Source organism: Paenibacillus sonchi (assembly GCF_016772475.1).
Classification (GTDB): domain Bacteria; phylum Bacillota; class Bacilli; order Paenibacillales; family Paenibacillaceae; genus Paenibacillus_AQ; species Paenibacillus_AQ sonchi.
Genome location: NZ_CP068595.1, coordinates 6,980,925 through 6,998,192, shown reverse-complemented (window position 1 = coordinate 6,998,192; position 17,268 = coordinate 6,980,925). Strand labels below are relative to the sequence as shown.

Below are 17,268 nucleotides of genomic sequence, written 5' to 3'. Positions count from 1 at the left end.
CGCCGGCTGAGTTACGCATGCTGGAACAGCGCGCGGTACTCGCCGTATCCTTCCTTTTCCAGATCTTCTTTTGGTACAAAACGCAATGCCGCTGAATTAATGCAGTAACGCAGGCCGTTCGGGCCGGGACCGTCGTTGAAGACATGCCCGAGATGGGAATCGGCTGTTTTGCTGCGGACTTCGGTGCGGATCATCAGATGGCTGAGATCCGTTTTTCTTTGACCGAATAGTCGCGGATCGGCCGGGTGAAGCTGGGCCAGCCGCAGCCGGAATCGAATTTGTCCTGTGAGCTGAACAGAGGCTCCCCGGATACAATATCTACATAGATGCCTTCCCCGTGATGATCCCAGAATTCATTGCGGAAAGGGGATTCGGTCGCGTTGTTTTGCGTGACTTCATATTGCAGCGGCGTCAGGCGCTCCTTCAAACTTGCTTTATCCTCTTTGTGCTTCCAATGGCTCTCAATAAAGGCGTCCCGGCCGGAGCCTTGGCGGTAGCGTTTATAGTGGCCGGGATTCTTGTGATGGTAACCCTGGTGGTACTCTTCCGCCCGGTAAAACGGCTTGGCCGGCAGAATGGGCGTCACAATCGGAGCGGAGAAACGTCCGCTGGCCTGCAGCGCCGCCTTAGAGGCTTCCGCCTGCTGCCGCTGCTCTTCGGAGTGGGTAAAGATAGCGGTGCCGTATGAAGTTCCGCGGTCATAGAATTGCCCGCCGGCGTCGGTAGGGTCAATCTGCTGCCAGAACAGCTCCAGCAGCTTGGTATATGGGAAAATATCGGGTTGAAAGGTGATCTGCACCGCTTCCACATGACCCGTAGTTTCTGAGCAGACCTCCTCATAGGTCGGGTTAACAGTATGTCCGCCGGTATACCCGGATACAACCTCCACAATCCCCGGCAGTTCTTCAAAAGGAGATACCATGCACCAGAAGCAGCCCCCGGCAAATGTGGCTTTTTCTGTTTTACCGCTTATATTGTCAGCTTGAATATCACTCATGAATATCCCTCCATTCATAGATTGCAATTAAATAGATCACAATGTAAGTATAAAACAAAAAGGCACAGCCTGCCAGCGGACCGCCATTCCTGCCTGCTTAGTCATTCCTTGGTCCAAAGCGACCGCGGGCGGAGCGCGAATACAGCCAGAGCGAGTACAACCACATAGACCATGACCGCCATCAGCCCGCTCCGTGGATGGTCGAAGAGCTGGCCTCCAAGAAAAGCATATAAGGCGATGCCGGGGATTTTGCCGAGTCCGGATGCGGCGAGATAGCTCCAAAAGGGTAAACCGGCAGCCCCCGCGTAGATGTTAACCCCCATCTGCGGGATGACAGGAACCAGCCGGGCCAGGACCACGGCGGCAAACGGCCTCCGCTGCACGGCTGAAGTGAATTTGCCCAGGGCAGGCACAGAAGTCAGATACTTCCCGGCTTTTTCCTTGAACATGTATTTAACAACACCATAGATAACCGCCCCGGCCAGGGTGGAGGCACTCCAGCAGATCAGCGCAGCGGTCAGACTTCCATAGGCATAACCGTATATCCCGATGATCAGCTTGTAAGGCACCACAGGGAACAGCGCCAGTAAAGCGGCGGCACTGAGACCCAGAAGCGCATTGTGGTCCTGGCGCAGCCAGGCCAGGATATCATACCTGTAGATAAACGCGAGGAAAATCCCCGAAACATACAGCAGTACCGTCAGCCATTTTCTCATTCTACTATGCCCTTTCTATCCCTCATTCATCTCATCATACTGAAAAAAAAGCTTTTAATGAAGCAAAGATCATTTGTTGCCGCGACTTGTCACGGTATAATACGTCTAAAAGGAAAAGGAACTGCCACACAGTCAAGGGAGATATGCTAATGAAAATTACCGGACGCACAAAGGTGGCGATAGTCGGCCTTGGCGACATTGCCCGCAAAGTTTATCTGCCGCTCCTTTCCCGCCATGATCAGGTAGAGGTGGTGGGGGTGCTCAGCCATTCGCCGTCCACTGTGCAGGGGGTTGTCCATTCTTACCGTTTTCCCAGAGGCACTACAGATCTGAAGGAGCTGCTGTCCTGGGGGCCGGATGCAGTATTTGTGCATAGCCCAACCCCCACACATTATGATATTGTTATGAAATGTCTAAATCATGGAATACCGGTATATGTGGACAAGCCGCTGTCCTATGATCTGGAAGAATCCCGCCGGATGGCCGGCTTCGCTGAAGAGAAGGGGCTGCTGCTGGGTGTGGGCTTCAACCGCCGCTTCGCGCCCATGTATACGGCTGCCAAAGCCTGGCTGGACACAACAGGCGGCATCAGCGCCTGCCAGGCGTTCAAGCACCGGACCAGGCTGCAATCCGGCAGCAGCCGTGAGACTATCCATGACGACCTGATCCATATCCTGGATCTGCTGCTCTGGTTATGCGGGGAAGATGCCGAGCTGCTGCACAGCAGTCTGAAAGCTGACGATGCAGGCCGGATGCTGCAATCTTCCGGGATGCTGGGCTGGAGCCAGGGGACGACCGGTATGTACAGCATGGTACGGGATGCGGGTGCAGACCTGGAGAAGCTGGAGCTGCACGGTAATGGCAGGTCTGCAGAGGTTGCGGATATGGAACGGGCAACGCTGTACGAAACAGGTTCACTGCCGCGTATACAGCATTTCGGGAGCTGGGATACCGTGCTTGAACGCAGGGGCTTCAGCGGCGCGGTGAATCATTTTTTGAGCAGTATAGACACACCATTGCAGTGCGGCATATCCGCTTCAGCCGTCTTGTCCAGCCATGAGCTGGCGGCGAAATTAGCCGATTGATGATGGAGCAGAAAGGAGGAAACAACATGGATGATTACCGCAAATCAAGGGAAGAACAAATTATCGAGAGCTACAAGCGGGATGAGGAAATGATGATCCTGGTTTTTGCCCAGTGGTGTGTGAACAACAAGCTGGACCCGCATACACTGTATCTTGAGGCCTATCCGCAGCAGGAAGGAAATGCGGCGCTGAGCCATGCGCTGTCATTGACTGTCCCCATTGAAGAAGCGGGGTTTATTTCCGACGATACCGTGCTTGGGGTATTGTCCCTGTACAGCAATGATGACCTCGCATACGTTGTGTCTGAGGCAATAGCGGGGAGGAAAACGCGGCAAGACTCAGAGGGTTGAACTTTTTTTTGCCAAACGATGTTCATTGTGTTATAAATGTGTTAAAATTATATATACTAACTTATAGTAAGTTTCGAAAGTGAGAGGTGAGAATAATGGAAGAACATCAATTGACGATGTGCCCTCGATTCGAATCGGCCTTCTCCTTCTTAGGTAAACGTTGGAATGGACTTATTATTCAGACATTGATGAGCGGACCCAAACGGTTTAAGGATATTTCGGGTCTAATCCCGTCGATGAGCGATAAGATGTTGTCCGAACGAATGAAGGACCTGGAGTGTGAAGGAATTCTGGTACGCCATGTGTACCCGGAAACACCCGTACGCATCGAGTATGAACTGACAGCCAAAGGCCGTGCGCTTGAGCCGGTTATGCAGCAGATTCAGTCTTGGGCGGAGAGCTGGGTCGAATAGCACCCGCTTAAATGTCCTGTGGATAGCCCCCCTTCCGGATGGAAAGAGGGGCTTTTTGCAAACAGCGTAAAATAAAAATGCACATAACATGTCAGAATATAATATAATAGAAAAAAGTTGCTGCCTTACTCTGTCGTATGGCACATAACTGTGTGATAATTGGGTATAGGTTTAATATGGCAACGCTGACATAAAAAGTATGTTTTATTCAGACTGCCAACCAAACTAAGCATATGCTTTTGAAGTAAGTTTTGTACGAAGCTAAATCAGGGAGTAATGCCAACCAAACTTTTAGGAGGCGAGGAAGATGACAACCACCTTGTTTTCCCGGGAAATAACCTATGGAAAAAAAGACGTTGCCGAACTGGAGAGTGCTTCAATCAGGGTGCAGCTAATTTACGACAAAGTGCTGTTCATGCTTCACAGCCACCTTCCCGATTCCTTGTGGAATGACTGGATCGGGGTACCTTATGAGATTATCTCTTCCTTATATAAAGGCGATAACGATAGCGGCAGTGTTTTTCAAAAATGGATTCAGAGCGAGGCGGGCTGGAAATGCATCGGTTGTGAGCGCCATTGCCTGGAGCCTTCGGCGGGTCCGGCGTTTCCATCCTCCGGACAGCAGCGCAGATTCACCTATCATAATGGCATCCGGCAGAGCATGGTGCTGCAGGCAGTGATTTGGTCGATGTATGAAAATACAGTGCTCTTCCAGCCCTATTTGGGTGAGGAAGCTTTTTTGGAGGAGGCCGATCTGGACACGATTTCCACATACTTCGTACCTACCTATCTGAGCAAACAGCGTCTGACTGAAAACGGCAAGCGCTGCAAAGAATATCAGGAATCGAACATCCGGGTGTATCAGGAGTGGATCGCTGCTCCCGATCTGGTGCTGCAGTGGAACGGAGGCCTGACCGAAGGCCGCTGGATGACTGGCGTCTATGTCGACCACTCGCGTTTTGCCGGGCTGGGACCATATTTGAAGGATGCTCAGGGCAAGCGGACGTATATGCGGGCAAATGTGAAATAGAGCAATGAATAAGGGGATATCGTAATAAAAACACCTCGATTAAGGGGTGTTTTTTTGAAAATATAAGAATTTATATTTTTCACGCTATAAATTATCCTTCTATTTCTCGCTGAAACTCCCCGTCCTTTAAAAGGACGGCGTAGCCGTTTCCACTTGTATGCATTTCGTGTGTATTTGTTGTGTTTAGGAACACAATCGTAAAACTATGCTTCTTCCCGGTTGTTTCTTCTTCTGATCCAGAACACCGTACCCAGGATGACCAGTCCGACAGCTGTAGAAATCATCAGAATGACCGGCCCGGCGCCGGTGCCGCCAGAGGTTTTTCCGGATGAGCCCATCCAGGCGGCGGTGATGACGCATAACGCGACAAGAATGGCCAGAACTGCACCCAATAAGCTTCGGCCATTAGCCGTCAGATTCCCGCTGCCCGGCCCTACATAGGAACCGTTCCAGATAATCCGTACCAGGTAAGAACCCACACCGATAAGAAAAATAATGTAGTTGCTCAGGGGATATTCGAGCCAGTGAATTCCGTAATTTTGCAGACCCATATCCGCAAGCAGCAGGAAGGCCAGCAGGATAAACGCCTGATTCCCCGCCTTGTGCTTGTTTTGCAGTTGTCTTTCGTCCAGATTAGTTCTCCCCATGCTCATCACCCTCCCAAAAAAGTTCATCCAGCGTCTTCCCTAAGGTTAAGCAAATCTCAATACACAACCTGATCGTGGGATTGTAGTCACCGTTCTCGATGGCAATAATCGTCTGTCTTGTCACTCCCACAGCGTCTGCCAGCTGCTTCTGCGACATATCTTTTGCCGCTCTGGAGGCCTTCAGCCTTAAATTTTTCCCCATTCCTTCACCTCGTCTAAAATGTAATATATATCATTCTTAATGTCAAATATATTTTACATATGCAGATGTAGAGAGGGTCATCGTTGAACTAAACTTCCTAAACTATGCTTGAGATCCTGACGTTCATTAAAATTTTTTATATTTAGTGCGTACAATCACAAGCCGCCAACCCTGCCCGCGTTAAGGTAAGAGGGTAAAAGAAAACCTATATAAAGCGAACTTGAAAAAGTAACAAAAGGGAAAAGGGATGGAGGGGAAGTTTGGAACTGTAGGAGCGGTAGCGTCCGCCTTTGTCTGCGGATTTCAACCGCGAACAGCGGTACAAATCAAGAAATCTGCAGACAACAGCGGCCGGAAGTCCAAACATTCTCCGTAGTCCCGACGAAGTCCCTAATGTAAATATCTTAAGTTCACTCTATATAAACCAACAACGTAAGGGAGGGGCCAGCATGACGGCCAAACAATTGAACAATACAGTGACGGAAGGTTCCGTCCATTTTTCCGGTGAAGCCATGGTAAGGGATATCGTCCTTCAATTCCCCAAAGCGGCGGATTATTTCAAGGCACAGCGGATTGATTTCTGCTGCGGAGGCGCAAAACCTCTGGCAGAGGCTGCAACAGAAAAAGGGCTTGATACAGGAGCAGTGCTCCAGGATCTGAACAAGCTGCTGGCCGAGCATCCGGTGCTGGAAGAAGATACGGCCTGGAACGAAGCTTCATCAGAAGAGCTGGTCGACTTCATTATCAATAAGCATCACAGATATTTGCGCGAGGAGCTGCCGCTGATTGCCCAGAATGTGACCAAGGTCTTCCGGGTACACGGCGAGGACTCCCCGCATTTGGCGGAAATGTACCGGCTGTTCCATACGCTGCGGGAGGAATTGCTGGAGCATACGGCCAAGGAAGAAGAAAGCGAGTTTCCCAAAATGCTGGCTTATGAGAAAAATCCTACAGAGGACAGCCTGACCGAGCTGCGTGGACTTCTGCGTACGCTGGAAGCGGAGCATGACGGGGCGGGCGATATTTTGCGCGAGCTGCGGAGAGTTACCAATGATTACACACCGCCGGAGCATGCCTGCACGACTTACCGTCTCACCTATGCCCGGCTTGAAGAGCTGGAGGGAATGACCTTTGAGCATGTCCATCTGGAGAATAATATCCTGTTCCTGCGTTACCAATAGAAGCTTGAGCAGTTTCACGAGTCCCTTCGGGGACTTTTTTTATAGCAATGGGGCAGGAAGAATTGAGAATGGCACCCGATTACGTTATTCTTAAAAAGACTATGTATTTCATCAAGACATGCCTGAGCAGCAGCGGAGACTGAGAGCGGGCAAGAAGAAGGCGGTGCCGGAAATGTCCGCGAAATGGGTGTGGCGCATTTGGCTGGGAATATTAATAATCGCAGTAACGGGCGGCTGCTCTTCGGTTCTTGACGCCCAGAACGAAGGGAACAACGGCGGAGCCGGGAATGCAGGACCTGCATTTTCGGTGCGTGTCGGTGACAGCGAGCTGGCCGGAAGCTCCGGGGGACAGATAAGCGAGGCTTATAAGGATGGCATGCCGCTGATTGAACTGCTTAAGAAGAGTGGGGTAGCCACATTGGCGGATGACGGGGACAGTCTCTTGACGGTCAACAAAGTATCCCTGAGCCCCGAGTGGATTTGGGAAATACAATTGAACGGCAAAAGAATATTAGATTGGAACAGCGGCGTTGACCGCAGCGACAGCATCCTTATTGCGGCAGAACCCGCGGCAGCCGGGGCCGAGCAGCAGCCGGTCATTTTTACCGTGAACGGCGGAAGCGAGCAGCCGGAAATGACTCATTCGTATGTGCTGCCGTATTCCGAGGATCTGTCCGTCCGGGGTGTGCTGAAGAGCAGCGGTATGGTTCTACTGGCCGAGGACAATAAGACAGTGATCAGCATTATGGATTACAAGCCGCTCAGCAATGAGGCATGGACACTGAAGGTCAACGGCAAGCAGCTGCTGGACAGTGGAACCGATATGAAGCTTAGGCCCCAGGATACCTTGGAGGTAGCACTTGTGCTGCGTTAGTGGAAGAGTATAACACCAGATTTCTTTTGCTTATATGCTCGGGAATCTGGTGTTTTTTGTCCAAAAAGGCTAATGGTTAACTCACTGAAATTATGTGAAAGTCTTCACATTTAATGTGATTGCAATCACAAAGTCTATTCGAAAATCAACAGTATAATTTCACTATCAGATGTATTGTGATGAAATGCAGATGGTTTGAGGAGGGGCACAACAATGACAGTGGAGAGAGAAAAGCTAGTACTCATTGGTAACGGTATGGCAGGTGTCGGGACGGTAGAGCAGATTTTGAAGCTTGGCGGCGCTTATGATATTACTGTATTCGGCAGCGAGCCGCATCCCAATTACAATCGGATAATGCTGTCCTACGTGCTTGAAGGAAGTAAAACCATAGAAGAAATCGTGCTGAATGACCGCCAGTGGTATGCGGATCACAATATTACGCTGCACACAGGAACGACCGTGGTCCGAATCGATGAAGCGGCACGGCAGATTATCACAGATAACGGGATGTCGGTTCCTTTTGACAAGGCCATCATTGCTACAGGCTCGAATTCGTTCATTCTGCCTGTACCGGGCAGTGACAAGGAAGGGGTAGTGGGCTTCCGCGATATTGCCGATTGCGATGCTATGATTGCCGCAGCCAAGCAGTACCGCACGGCGGCAGTGATCGGCGGCGGACTGCTCGGACTGGAAGCAGCCAAAGGGCTTGTGAACCTCGGCATGGATGTTACGGTCGTACATCTGCTGGAGGATCTGATGGAACGGCAGCTGGATCACAATGCCTCCGCTATGCTTCAGGCGGAGCTTACGCGCCAGGGCGTGAAATTTGCCATGGGCAAACAGACGGTTGAACTGACCGGGGACGAACGTGTCAACGGACTGCGTTTCAGTGACGGAACGGAGCTGGCAGCGGATTTTGTCGTTATGGCCGTTGGGATTAAGCCGAATACGCAGCTGGCCAGAGAGAGCGGCATTACGGTTAACCGCGGGATTGTCGTTGATGATTATCTGCAAACCTCGGTCCCGGGTGTATATTCCGTTGGCGAATGTACAGAACACAGAGGCATCTGCTACGGTCTGGTAGCACCGCTGTTCGAGCAGGGAAGTGTGCTTGCGAAGCATCTCTGCGGCGTACCGACTCAGCCTTATGAAGGATCGGTTGTAGCCACCAAGCTGAAAATCTCCGGAGTGGATGTTTTCTCTGCCGGTGAATTCACGGAAACCGCTGAGCATACGGTCATTTCGGCCAAGGATGAATGGAAGCGGACCTACAAGAAGATTTTGCTCAAAAATAATATTATCGTCGGTGCAGTGCTGTTCGGTGATGTCACGGAATCGGCGAATCTGCAAAAGCTGGTGAAGCAGGGTGCGGAGATGACCGACGAGATTTACAGCGAGGTTATGGGCACCGGCTGCTGCGGCGGAGGCGGAGCGAAGAAGGGCTTGTCGGTAGAGACGATGGCAGATGAAGAGATTGTCTGCGGCTGCAACGGCGTGACCAAAAAGGCCATTGTCGATGCCGTTACGGAGAATGGCTTCACGACTGTGGATGAGATCAAGGCCTGCACCGGAGCTACCCGCTCCTGCGGCGGCTGCAAGCCGGTCGTTGAGCAGATCCTGCAGTTTGTCCTTGGAGACAGCTTCCAGCAGGGCGCCAAGCAGGGAATCTGCGGCTGCACCACCTTGAGCCGGGATGAAATTGTGGCCGAAATCACCGCGAAAGGCCTGAAAACGACCAAAGAGGTCATGAATGTGCTGGGCTGGAAGCAAGCTGAGGGCTGCTCGAAATGCCGTCCGGCCGTGAACTATTATCTGGGTATGCTCTACCCGGATACGCATGAGGATGAGAAGGAATCGCGCTTCGTCAATGAACGGATGAGTGCGAATATTCAGAAGGATGGCACCTTTACGGTTGTGCCGCGCATGTATGGCGGGGTTACTACACCGGAGGATTTGAAGCGGATTGCTGATGTCTCCTTGAAATATGATGTAAAAGTGGTGAAGGTAACCGGCGGACAGCGCCTGGACCTGATTGGAGTCAAAAAAGAGGATGTGCCTAAAGTATGGGAAGAGCTTGATATGCCATCGGGTTATGCCTATGCGAAATCGCTCCGTACCGTAAAAACCTGTGTAGGTTCCCAGTTCTGCCGGTTCGGCACTCAGGATTCCATGGGTATGGGGGCATTGCTTGAGCGCAAATACGAGCGTCTTGATTTTCCGGCCAAGTTCAAGATGGCGGTTAACGGCTGCCCGCGCAACTGTGCGGAATCCTGCACTGAAGGATATCGGCATCGTCGGCAACGATGGCGGCTGGGAGATCTTTATTGGCGGTAACGGCGGAATCAAGCCGCGGATCGCTGATTCCTTCTGCAAAGTGAAAACCGATGAAGAGCTGATTGAGGTCTGCTCCGCAGTCATGCAGTATTACCGTGAGACCGGCAATTATCTGGAGCGGACCTCCGAGTGGGTGGAACGCATCGGGCTTGAGCAGATCCAGCGGGTGATTCTGGACAACGAAGACAACCGCAAGGAGCTGGCGGCCCGGATTGATTTTGCCCTGGCACAGGTTTCGGATCCGTGGAAAAAAATGCTGGATGACCAAGAGACGCGTACCGCATTGTTTGAACAGACCAGAGTCTGACCTATACCGACTTGAGGAGGAGAGAGCACGATGAAAACTGCGACACAAGAATATGCTGTAGGCAAGACGCAGGACTTCCTGCTGCAGATTGGGCGGGTTGTCGTTGCGGGTGGGGTGGAGCTGGCAATATTCCGCACCTCTGACGGAGATATTCATGCCATAGAGAACCGCAGTCCGCATCCAAAAGGCGGTCCGCTGGCTGAGGGTATCGTCTCCGGCAGCTATCTGTATGATCCGCTGTATGACTGGAAGATCGATCTGCGCAGCGGCGAAGTGCAGGCCCCGGATCACGGCAAGGTGAAGGTATACCCGGTAGAGCTGGACGGAGATCGTGTAAAGGTCTGCTTGTAGGCTGGCATCATCTATTTTAATGAGGAATGGCGGGGTGGACGGGTGTTTACGCAAAGTGTGGAAAATATCGTAGAGACGGCAGCAGCCAAACGTGACAAAATGAATGAAAGTCTGCCGAAGTATTTTCTTGCCGCATTGTTGGCCGGAGCTTATGTAGGTATTGGTATTATTCTGATTTTTTCGCTGGGAGCACCGCTGGCGGCGGTCAAATCCCCTTTTCAGCCGCTGATTATGGGGACGTCCTTCGGGATTGCCCTCACGCTGGTGGTCTTCGCCGGCTCGGAGCTGTTCACCGGAAACAATATGTTTTTCACCGTAAGCACCCTTGCCGGCCGGACCAGTGTGTGGGATACAGTGAAGAACTGGATCATCGTCTTTATCGGGAATGTAGCCGGAGCCGTGGTTCTGGCTCTGCTGATCCGGGGCACTGGATTGTTCAGCGCTGCTCCGGCGGAACATCTGATCTTCACCGCAGCCGCCAAAAAAATGAGTCTGCCCTTCTCTGAGCTGTTCTTCCGCGGTATTCTCTGTAACTGGCTGGTCTGCCTGGCACTATGGATGGCCTCGCGCGCCAAAAGCGAAACCGCTAAGCTGGTGCTGATCTGGTGGTGTCTGTTTGCCTTCATCGCGAGCGGTTATGAGCACAGTGTGGCCAATATGACGCTGCTGAGCGTAGCGGTGCTGCTGCCAAACCATCCCGAAACGGTCAGTCTGGCCGGGTGGTTTCATAATATGATTCCTGTGACCTTAGGCAATATTGTTGGCGGGGGCGTATTTGTCGGCATGGCCTATTGGCTGATTTCCCCGGTGCGGGCCGCACGGCCAGGCGTTATCACCGGAACCAAAAAACAAGTAAGCTAACTCTTTGCAGAGCCCTGTGGTCGAATGACCGCAGGGCTTTTTTGGCATGAGCGCTGTTGAAAACTTGTCCAGTTATTGAAGGAAGGGCAGGGGCGGCTCCGTGGTGATTACATAAAAAAAGACGCCGGACAAGGCGCCTTTGACCACTCTATTAGTTTATGCAATAATTCCGGGTCATATATGATTCATTGAGGAGAATAGAGGGTATTAGTATTAGGAAATTAAATGCGGCAAATTTCGTTCGGACATAATTCACAGTGGCAGATGTCCTGAAGCATCGAAAGATCCTTGATGACGATCATGCCGTTCTCATATTCCACAGCATCTTTTTTACGCAGATCGCTCAGCATCCGGTTGACGCTCTCACGGGTAGCACCGATCATGTTGGAGAGATCCGTATGCGTAATTTTTTTGTTGATCAGAATGCTGTCCCCGGACTTCTCCCCATAGGTATTGCCCAGACGGATCAGCGTGGAGCAGAGTGCGCCGGGCTTGCCGTACATCATCAGATCACGGAATTTTGTCTGGGTGAGACGGTGATGGATACCCATCCATTTCATAAAGTCAATAGCAAAATCACAATGCTGGCAGATCAGAATCTCCAGATCCTTCTGCTCGATAACGCCAACTTCACTTTCCTCAATCACTTCGGCGGTAAAGCTGTGCTTGGTGCTGAAGAACGGGTCTGCCTGACCTACCATGTCGCCTGCCTGATACATATACAGAATGAGTTCTTTGCCTTCGTCGGTAGATTTGGTTAATTTCACACGTCCACGTTTGATATAAAACAATTTATCCGAGTAGTCACCCTCCCAAAACAGGTGAGAGCCCTCTGGCACCATACGCTCTTTCATTGTGACCAGAAGCCGGTTAAAGTTCTGTTCGGAGAAACAGTTTGTATTTCCGTGGGCTTCGATAACATTATAATGTTCCTTTATCATAATCGACATCCCCTTTATTCCCTCAGTTTTTCAGTAAATTTTAAATTAATTATACATTGAAATTCCTCTTTATGGGTGAATATTTTCTCGAAAAAGTGTCGAATTTTTAACATTGTGATAATTTTCACTTCAAAGGTGTGAGATTTAATATGATTTTGGCCTTAATCGGGGACAAAGTCTTTTCTAGCATAACGCAATCTGTTGATTTCTTTCAACTCCGTAAAAATGCACATAACTCTGTTATCGGCTGACATTGGCCTTCTTTCTTCTGAGAGCTACGCTGGAAGTGAGCGTCCTGCGGTTTCTAATTCATGAAGCCGGAGGACACAACTCGGGAGAAGGAGAGTTCATTCATGGCAAAAGTAGCAGACAAATATCTGAAGGTTGATCCCTGGGCGGTTATCGAGGAGGGCTTCGATCCATTGCGGAACCGGACCTCGGAATCGATTTTTTCCGTAGGCAACGAGTATATGGGAGTGCGCGGCTATGCCGAGGAGGGCTACAGCGGTGATTCCCTGCCGGGCAGCTACTTCAATGGCCTTCATGAGCAGTTGGAGATCGGCAATCATTACAAGGGAATGATCCGTTCGCTGCGCTACATGGTAAATGCGGTGGACTGGCTGCATACACGCCTTACGGTAGAGGGGGAGCAGCTGGATCTGGCCCACAGCCGGATATCGGATTACAGCCGCAGACTGGATTTCCGCACAGGCACCTATAGCCGCCAATTCATTTGGCTGCTGGGGAGCGGCAAGAAGCTGAAGCTCACATTTACACGGCTGGTCAGCATGACGGATTCCCATCTGGGCCTGCAGCAGGTTGTGTTCGAGCCGCTGAATTTCTCAGGAGCTGTGGAGATATGCACCGGACTTGATTTTGGCAGCATCCATGAGGAACGCGGACAGAGCATGTGGAGAAGTCTGCGTTGCGGCGTACAAGACGGTATTACAGCCATTATGGCGAGCACCTTGAACACAGGCAATAAGCTGTTTTCCGGCTTTGTTCTGCAATCCTCCCAGGAACTGCAGCCGGCAAAGGTAGAACGCGACCGTTTTATCGGGCAGGCCTTTAGGCTGCAATTAACCCAAGGCACAAAGGATTCTTATACAAAGCTTGCTGTCCATTGCAGAGATCAGGAGGCTTACCTTCATGAGGATGCGCTCTGGACTAAAGGGCTGGAGCTGGCGGCAGCTGCCTCCAAACGCAATGATGCTGAGGTGTTCGCGGATCAATCCGCCTATTGGAGCGGAATATGGGAGACGAGCGACATCCGTATTGAAGGTGATCCCGAGAATCAGCAGGGCATCCGTTTCTGTATTTTTCAGCTCTATCAGACGTATCATGGCGATCATCCCGGCTATAATATCGGAGCCAAAGGGCTGACAGGTGAAGCCTACCGGGGGCTGGCTTTCTGGGACACGGAATCGTATTGTCTGCCGTTCTATATGTTCAACAACCCCAAAGCGGCTAAAAGCCTGCTGGAATTCCGCTACAAAACGCTGCCGGAGGCAATGGACCGCGCGAAGGAGGTGGACTGCGAGGGGGCTTGCTACCCGATTGCCACGATAGACGGAACCGAAAGCTGCGACCTGTGGCAGCACTCCAACCTCCAGCTTCATGTCGGCACGGCGGTCTCCTACGGCATCTGGCATTATGTGAAGAACACAGGCGACAGGGATTTCCTGTACAGCAAAGGTGCTGAGATGCTGATTCAGATCAGCCGGTTCTACGCCACCCGCGGACAGTGGGGGCAGCGCAGCGGGGAATATGGTTATTTTGGCGTGATGGGTCCTGACGAATTCCAGCTGATGGTGAATAATAACTGCTACATTAATCTTATGGCGAAGAAAATGTTCGAATTTACGCTGGAGACGCTTGCCGGGATGGAGATACAGGTGCCGGATGCCTATGCTGAACTTATCAGGAAGACAGGGCTCCGGACAGAAGAATTAACCGATTGGAGCAGCAAGGCAGAGCATATGCGGATACCGCTTGACCCGGACAGCGGGGTGTACGAGGAGCATGACGGTTATTTTGATCTGCCGCACATCGATATTCATTCCATACCTGTGACGGATTTCCCGCTGTATTCCAACTGGTCCTACGACCGGCTGTACCGCTATGACATGATCAAGCAGCCCGATGTGCTGATGTTTATGTTCTTATATAATGGAGAATTCTCCCGGGAAGCCAAACGGGCCAATTACGAATTTTACGAGCCGAGATGCATTCATGAATCCTCGCTTTCGCCGTCGATCCACTCTATTCTGGCCTGTGAGATCGGCAAAGAAGAGGAGGCTTATCAATTCTTCGAGTTTGCGACCCGGCTTGATCTGGACAATTACAACCGGAACACCCGCGAAGGCCTGCATACCACTTCGATTGCTGCGGTCTGGATGAATATCGTGTACGGCTTCGGCGGCATGCGTTCAGACGGTGAACGTCTCTCCTTCCGTCCGACGCTGCCGCAGCGCTGGACCTCTTACAGCTTCCAGGTGATGTATGAAGGGGTGCTGCTGGGCATTACAGTGGACAGTGAGCATGTAAGGTTCAAAGCTCTACGAGGCGGAACAGCCAGCATTCTGGTATATGGACAGCAGATTATGGTGGATGCCGCAGGCACAGTGCTTCCGCTGGGCGAAGGGATGCTGGCATGATGAGCTGGACCGTTCGCGATTCAAGTTTTGACAAGGCCCGGATCATAACCAACGGCAACAAATACATGACGGGAAATGGCTATATGGGCTATCGCGGCACCCTGGAGGAGTTCGGCAGGGATCAGCTGGCTGCGGTGACGCTCGCGGGCGTGTACGATCAGGCCGGAGAGCGGTGGCGGGAGCCGGTTAATGCTCCCAACGGGTTGTACACGGCATTGGTCTGCAACGGACAGCGCCTCAGTGTTCTGGAGACTGAACCGCTGGATCACAAGCAGGAGCTGGATATCCGCAGTGCGGTTCACCGGAGAGAGACGGTTTACCGCATCCCGGAGGGCGGCGAGCTGATCTACACGGCTGAACGTTTTGCCAGTATGGCTGAGCTGCATGTGCTGGCCAGCAGGCAGACTGTGAAGTGTACAGCGGACTGCCGGATCACGATTGAGACGGGCATCGACAGTGAAGTGTGGGATATTAACGGCCCCCATCTGCAGGATAAGGAGGAAGTGTTCAAGGATGGGGTGCTGCTGGCTTCTGCGGCCACGGGGGAGCTCCAGCTTCCGGTTGCTGCAGCTGAGCTGTCAGTGTTCGGATTTGGCAGGCTGAAGCTCTCCAAGGCTGGAGCCCTGCGGAGGGTTACTTTTGATGCCAAGGCTGGAGAGATCTATGAATGGTTCAAATATGCAGCCGTATATACCGGTCTGGACATGGAAGGTGCTCCGGAGGAATTGGCAGAGCAAGCGGTTCAGGCGGCAGCAGAGAAAGGGTACCGGGAACTGCTGCAGGCTCACCGAAGAGCGTGGGAGGAACGCTGGTCCCGCTGCGATTGCCTCATTGAAGGTGACGCTGCCGCACAGTTAGCGCTCAGATACAGCATGTATCAGCTGATGATTATCGCGCCTACGGCGTCGGAGAAGGTGTCCATCCCGGCACGGGGCTTATCCGGCCAGGTCTACAAAGGCGCGGTATTCTGGGATACAGAAATGTTCATGCTGCCTTTTTTCTCCACAGTGATCCCGGAGTTGCCCGCAATCTGATGATGTACCGGATTCACACGCTGGATGGCGCGCGGCGCAAAGCGGCTGAGTACGGATATCTTGGGGCGTTCTATGCCTGGGAGAGTCAGGATTCGGGTGATGATGCCTGCACTCTTTTCAATGTGAATGATGTCTTTACGGGCCGCCCTATACGGACGTATTTCCGTGATAAGCAGGTCCATATCAGTGCCGATGTGGTGCATGGAATTTGGCAGTACATTCAGTTTACAGGTGACGACAGCCTGCTGCTGGACGGCGGGGCCGAGGTTATTTGGGAGTGTGCGCGGTTTTTCTATTCGTATGCCTATTACAATCCGGTAAAAGAGCGCTATGAGATTCTGGATGTTACCGGTCCGGATGAATATCACGAGCGTGTGAACAATAACGCATTTACTAATGCCTTGGTGAAAGAAACCCTGGAAATTGCCCTGCGCAGTGCAGAATTGCTGGAGGGCAGGTACCCGGAAGCTTACCGCGAATTGCATAGGCAATTTACAGGAGGCCCGTTCCTGACAGAATTCCGGACGCTGCTGGAGGGGCTGTATCTTCCCCAGCCGGACCCGGATACGCTCCTGATTGAACAATTTGACCGTTATTTCCAGCTCGAAGAGGTCACTTTGACGGAGCTGAGGTCACGGGTGATTAACAAAAACGAATATTGGGGCGGTGGCAACGGGCTCGCCACCACCACCAGAATCCTGAAGCAGGCGGATGTTGTGCTGATGCTGAACCTGTTCAAATCAGCTTTTACTAAGGAAGTGAAGCAGGCGAACTGGGAGTTCTATGAACCGCGCACCGAGCATGGCTCCAGCCTTAGCCCATGCATCTACGCGCTGGTGGCGGCTGAGATCGGCTCGCCGGATTGGGGTTATCCATATTTTATGCGGACGGCTACTGTTGATCTTACCGGAGAATCGAAGCAATATGTGGGGGATCTCTATATCGGAGGCACGCATCCGGCAGCGAATGGCGGGGCGTGGATGGCCGCGGTGCTTGGCTTCGCGGGGTGCAGTTCGACGGAGCTACCGTCTGCCTGAAGCCGGCGCTGCCCAAGCATTGGCAGTCGGTCGAACTGCCGGTTACACTGCGCGGAGGTCAATACAGCCTGCGTGTCACTCGTGATGAAATCGTGATTACAGCGGCAGCGGGCAACCGTGAGGCTCTGGCTTTTGCCGGATTCGGCGGCCCGGCTGAGCTGTGCGGACCAGGTGCAGAGCTGCGGCTGCGCTTGGCGGAACCGGCAGCGGCAGAAAATTGATAAAAGCCAGAAAGTTTATTTACATGGAGA

Annotated in this window: 14 protein-coding genes and 3 pseudogenes; 12 read left to right on the top strand and 5 right to left on the bottom strand. The window is 52.0% G+C overall.

All coding sequences use genetic code 11. The features are described from left to right. Positions 1-11 precede the first annotated feature (11 nt). Positions 12-997, bottom strand: a pseudogene (gene msrB / locus JI735_RS37590) (peptide-methionine (R)-S-oxide reductase MsrB). Between the two features lie 101 nt (positions 998-1,098). Next, positions 1,099-1,713: a TVP38/TMEM64 family protein gene (locus JI735_RS31500; protein ID WP_039834394.1), complete on the bottom strand. Its 615-nt coding sequence runs from the start codon at positions 1,711-1,713 to the stop codon at positions 1,099-1,101. Positions 1,714-1,862: 149 nt separating this feature from the next. Here JI735_RS31500 and JI735_RS31495 point away from each other — a divergent pair, with 149 nt between their 5' ends. From JI735_RS31495 to JI735_RS31480, 4 genes are all read left to right on the top strand, one after another. Continuing rightward, on the top strand, positions 1,863-2,798 hold the full coding sequence (locus JI735_RS31495) for a Gfo/Idh/MocA family protein (RefSeq protein ID WP_202676783.1): 936 nt from the start codon (positions 1,863-1,865) through the stop codon (positions 2,796-2,798). 26 nt (positions 2,799-2,824) lie between these two features. After that, positions 2,825-3,148, top strand: a complete 324-nt coding sequence (locus JI735_RS31490) for a protein YxiS (protein ID WP_039834389.1) — start codon at positions 2,825-2,827, stop codon at positions 3,146-3,148. A gap of 95 nt (positions 3,149-3,243) precedes the next feature. Further along, positions 3,244-3,561 carry a winged helix-turn-helix transcriptional regulator gene (locus tag JI735_RS31485; RefSeq protein ID WP_020429149.1) on the top strand — a complete coding sequence of 106 codons (318 nt, stop codon included), beginning with the start codon at positions 3,244-3,246 and terminating at the stop codon, positions 3,559-3,561. A 307-nt stretch (positions 3,562-3,868) separates the two neighbouring features. Beyond that, positions 3,869-4,591: a hypothetical protein gene (locus JI735_RS31480; protein WP_039834388.1), complete on the top strand. Its 723-nt coding sequence runs from the start codon at positions 3,869-3,871 to the stop codon at positions 4,589-4,591. Between the two features lie 203 nt (positions 4,592-4,794). Here the strand turns inward: JI735_RS31480 and JI735_RS31475 are convergent, their stop codons facing one another. Together JI735_RS31475 and JI735_RS31470 are read right to left on the bottom strand one after the other, a co-directional pair. Beyond that, entirely contained in the window at positions 4,795-5,238 is a 444-nt protein-coding gene (locus tag JI735_RS31475) for a DUF6773 family protein (protein ID WP_039834387.1), read from the bottom strand. Further along, on the bottom strand, positions 5,225-5,440 hold the full coding sequence (locus JI735_RS31470; protein WP_039834386.1) for a helix-turn-helix transcriptional regulator: 216 nt from the start codon (positions 5,438-5,440) through the stop codon (positions 5,225-5,227). Before JI735_RS31470 ends, JI735_RS31475 begins: the two co-directional genes overlap by 14 nt. 464 nt (positions 5,441-5,904) lie before the next feature. Between JI735_RS31470 and ric the strand changes: the two genes are divergently transcribed. The 5 genes and pseudogenes from ric (at position 5,905) to JI735_RS31445 (ending at position 11,348) form a co-directional block, all read left to right on the top strand. Further along, positions 5,905-6,621, top strand: a complete 717-nt coding sequence (ric, locus tag JI735_RS31465; protein ID WP_039834391.1) for an iron-sulfur cluster repair di-iron protein — start codon at positions 5,905-5,907, stop codon at positions 6,619-6,621. A gap of 118 nt (positions 6,622-6,739) precedes the next feature. Then, positions 6,740-7,495, top strand: a complete 756-nt coding sequence (locus JI735_RS31460; protein WP_039834385.1) for a hypothetical protein — start codon at positions 6,740-6,742, stop codon at positions 7,493-7,495. A gap of 213 nt (positions 7,496-7,708) precedes the next feature. After that, positions 7,709-10,136, top strand: a pseudogene (gene nirB / locus JI735_RS31455) (nitrite reductase large subunit NirB). Positions 10,137-10,166: 30 nt separating this feature from the next. Then, entirely contained in the window at positions 10,167-10,487 is a 321-nt protein-coding gene (nirD, locus tag JI735_RS31450) for a nitrite reductase small subunit NirD (RefSeq protein WP_039834380.1), read from the top strand. 42 nt (positions 10,488-10,529) lie between these two features. Continuing rightward, entirely contained in the window at positions 10,530-11,348 is an 819-nt protein-coding gene (locus JI735_RS31445) for a formate/nitrite transporter family protein (protein WP_039834379.1), read from the top strand. Positions 11,349-11,569: 221 nt separating this feature from the next. Here JI735_RS31445 and JI735_RS31440 read toward each other — a convergent pair whose 3' ends face one another. Further along, positions 11,570-12,289, bottom strand: coding sequence for a Crp/Fnr family transcriptional regulator (locus JI735_RS31440; RefSeq protein WP_269847273.1), 720 nt, complete (start codon positions 12,287-12,289; stop codon positions 11,570-11,572). 353 nt (positions 12,290-12,642) lie between these two features. Between JI735_RS31440 and JI735_RS31435 the strand changes: the two genes are divergently transcribed. From JI735_RS31435 to JI735_RS36545, 3 genes and pseudogenes are all read left to right on the top strand, one after another. Beyond that, on the top strand, positions 12,643-14,946 hold the full coding sequence (locus tag JI735_RS31435) for a glycoside hydrolase family 65 protein (RefSeq protein ID WP_039834378.1): 2,304 nt from the start codon (positions 12,643-12,645) through the stop codon (positions 14,944-14,946). Continuing rightward, positions 14,943-17,017 (top strand): annotated as a pseudogene (locus JI735_RS38030) (glycoside hydrolase family 65 protein). Before JI735_RS31435 ends, JI735_RS38030 begins: the two are co-directional and overlap by 4 nt. Further along, positions 16,987-17,238, top strand: coding sequence for a glycosyl hydrolase family 65 domain-containing protein (locus JI735_RS36545; protein WP_233476137.1), 252 nt, complete (start codon positions 16,987-16,989; stop codon positions 17,236-17,238). Before JI735_RS38030 ends, JI735_RS36545 begins: the two are co-directional and overlap by 31 nt. Positions 17,239-17,268: the final 30 nt, after the last annotated feature.